The 3232-nt window shown below is 64.4% G+C and carries 4 protein-coding genes; all 4 read right to left on the minus strand.

The window, feature by feature from the left end:
• Window positions 1–580: succinate--CoA ligase subunit alpha (locus JHD07_RS36225; RefSeq protein WP_291630909.1), on the minus strand; the 580-nt coding region annotated here is incomplete at its 3' end.
• Between the two features lie 33 nt (window positions 581–613).
• The gene (locus tag JHD07_RS36230; protein ID WP_291630911.1) at window positions 614–1093 is read right to left on the minus strand and encodes a DUF1579 family protein; all 480 of its coding nucleotides are present in this window, start codon (window positions 1091–1093) and stop codon (window positions 614–616) included.
• 4 nt (window positions 1094–1097) lie between these two features.
• On the minus strand, window positions 1098–2297 hold the full coding sequence (sucC, locus tag JHD07_RS36235; RefSeq protein WP_291630913.1) for an ADP-forming succinate--CoA ligase subunit beta: 1200 nt from the start codon (window positions 2295–2297) through the stop codon (window positions 1098–1100).
• Window positions 2298–2510: 213 nt separating this feature from the next.
• The coding region (locus JHD07_RS36240; RefSeq protein WP_291630915.1) for a malate dehydrogenase at window positions 2511–3232 on the minus strand (722 nt) is incomplete at its 5' end.

The raw sequence follows: 3232 nt of genomic DNA on the forward strand, positions 1-3232 counted from the left end.
TTTCCAGCACGTCGATGAACTCGGTGCCCTTGACCGGGTCGCCGCCGATGCCGACCGCGGTGGTCTGGCCGAGGCCTTCCTGGGAGGTCTGGAACACGGCCTCATAGGTCAGCGTGCCCGAGCGGGAGACGATGCCGACCGAACCGGTCTTGAAAATATTGGCCGGCATGATGCCGATCTTGCACTCGCCGGCGGTCATGACGCCCGGGCAGTTCGGCCCGATCAGGCGCGACTTCGAGCCAAGCAGGGAGCGCTTCACCCGCACCATGTCGAGAACAGGGATGCCTTCGGTGATGCAGACGATCAGCGGGATCTCGGCGTCGATGGCTTCGCAGATCGCATCCGCGGCGCCCGGCGGCGGCACGTAGATCACCGAGGCGTCGGCGCCGGTCTTCTCACGCGCCTCGCGCACGGTGTCGAACACCGGCAGGCCCAGATGCGTCGAGCCGCCTTTGCCCGGCGAGGTGCCGCCGACCATCTTGGTGCCGTAGGCGATCGCGGCCTCGGAATGGAAGGTGCCGTTCTTGCCGGTGAAGCCCTGGCAGATGACCTTGGTGTTCTTGTCGATCAGGATGGACATGAGGTCTGCTTTCGCGAACTAACGAGTGAGAGGTCAGTGGATGCGGCGGTAGACGCCGGTGAGCACGTCTGCCCAGCCTTCCGCGTCCGGCGAGAACTGGATCTTCAACGAGTAGGAATTGTCGTCGAGGATCTCGTAGACGTGGCGCGCATTGCCGCGGAGCGAGCCGCGCACCAGCGTCAGGGTCTTGCCGGCCCATCCGCCCGAGGCGGGCGAAGGCGGCGTGTAGCCGAGCGAGTCGTACCAGAACAATTTGTAGGTCCGGTCGTCGCGGTCGAAGGTGAAGATGCCATGGGTGGCGAAGCTCTGCTTGCCGTCGCGCATCTGGACCGAGTCCTGGATCAGATAGAACCCGTTGAGATCCATGCGCGCGACGGTGCGCGACGTGGCCTGCCCGCCTTCCGTCCAGCGCGACGGAAAGACCACCTCTTCGCCATCCCATTCGCCGGCGAACGCGGCGAGACGCGCATGCTCGGGGAGCGGAAGTGACGCGGCGAGATGGTCCTGGGCCATGGCCTTAGCCTCCCTTGACGGCCTTCACGATCTTCTGCGCGGCGTCGTCGAGATTGTCGGCCGGCACCACGTTCAGTCCGGATTCATTGATGATCTTCTTGCCGAGTTCGACATTGGTGCCTTCGAGGCGGACCACCAAGGGCACGCTGAGGCCGACTTCACGAACCGCCGCCGTGACGCCCTCGGCGATCACGTCGCACTTCATGATGCCGCCGAAGATGTTGACCAGGATTCCCTTCACGTTGGGATCGGCGGTGATGATCTTGAACGCGGCCGCGACCTTCTCCTTGCTGGCGCTGCCGCCGACGTCGAGGAAGTTCGCCGGCGCCATGCCGTAGAGCTTGATGATGTCCATCGTCGCCATGGCGAGACCGGCGCCGTTGACCATGCAGCCGATGTTGCCGTCGAGCGTGACGTAGTTGAGGTCGTATTTCGACGCCTCGATCTCCTTGGCGTCTTCCTCGGTCAGATCGCGCAGCGGCACAGCGATCTCGGGATGGCGGAACAGCGCGTTGTCGTCGAATGACACCTTGGCATCGAGCACGCGGAGTTCGCCCTGCTTGGTGACGACCAGCGGATTGATCTCCAGCATCGCCATGTCCTTGGCGATGAAGGCCGCGTAGAGCTGCGCGGTGAGCTTCTCGGCCTGCTTGGCGAGGTCGCCGGTCAGGTTCAGCGCCTTCGCCACCGTGCGGCCGTGATGGCTCATGATGCCGGTGGCGGGATCGACCGAGAAGGTGACGATTTTCTCGGGCGTGTTGTGCGCGACGTCCTCGATGTTGACGCCGCCTTCGGTCGACACCACGAAAGAGGCGCGCGAGGTCTCGCGGTCGACGAGGATCGAGAGGTAGAATTCCTTGTCGATGTCGGAGCCGTCCTCGATGTAGAGGCGGTTGACCTGCTTGCCGGCCGGGCCGGTCTGCACGGTGACCAGCGTTGCGCCCAGCATCTGCTTGGCGAATTCGTTGACCTCCTGCACCGACTTGGCGATGCGGACGCCGCCCTTGTCGCCTGCGCTGGCTTCCTTGAACTTGCCCTTGCCGCGGCCGCCGGCGTGGATCTGGCTCTTCACCACCCAGACCGGGCCGGGCAGGGCCTTGGCGGCGGCTTCGGCGTCGCTCGCTTTAAGCACCGGAACGCCCTTGGAGATCGGCACGCCGAACTCGTGCAGCAGCGCTTTGGCTTGGTATTCATGGATATTCATGTGCTCGCTCCCTGAACCCGCATGCGGACGCCCGCCTGAGGCCGCCTCAGCCTTTGGTCTGGCATACCATATACCAAAGGAACTGCAACCGGGGTTCTCATCGAAATCTCTGGACTGCCGGTCCGGAGGTTCAAGCCCGCGATGGGACCTGGCTGCCCTCCAGAAGTGAAACCGCCGAAGACCGGGTTCGATCTTCGGCGGGAATGCCTTGAATTACTTGCCGAGCAGATCGGGGGCAATCTTCTTGCAGGCGTCGACCAGACCCTGCACCGCGCCGACCGACTTGTCGAAGGCCTCGCGGTCCTTGCCAGCGAGTTCGATTTCGACGACGCGCTCGACGCCCTTGGAGCCGATCACCACGGGGACGCCGACATACATGTCCTTCACGCTGTACTCGCCGTTGAGGTAGGCCGCGCAGGGCAGCACGCGCTTCTTGTCCTTGAGATAGCTCTCGGCCATCGCGATCGCGGACGCGGCCGGCGCATAGAAGGCCGAGCCAGTCTTGAGCAGATTGACGATCTCGGCGCCGCCGTTGCGGGTGCGGTCGACGATCTCGTCGAGGCGCGCCTGCGAGGTCCAGCCCATCTTGACGAGGTCGGGCAACGGGATGCCGGCGACGGTGGAGTATTTCACCAGCGGCACCATGGTGTCGCCATGGCCGCCGAGCACGAAGGCGGTGACATCCTCGACCGAGACGTTGAACTCGTCGGCCAGGAAGTGGCGGAAGCGGGCGGAGTCGAGCACGCCGGCCATGCCGCAGATCATGTTGGGCTTCAGGCCCGAGAACTTCTGCAGCGCCCAGACCATCGCGTCGAGCGGGTTGGTGATGCAGATGACGAAGGCGTCGGGGGCGTACTTCTTGATGCCGGCACCGACCTGCTCCATGACCTTGAGGTTGATGGAGAGGAGGTCGTCGCGGCTCATGCCGGGCTTGC

The sequence above is a fragment of the Bradyrhizobium sp. genome, from assembly GCF_016462955.1.
Classification (GTDB): domain Bacteria; phylum Pseudomonadota; class Alphaproteobacteria; order Rhizobiales; family Xanthobacteraceae; genus Bradyrhizobium.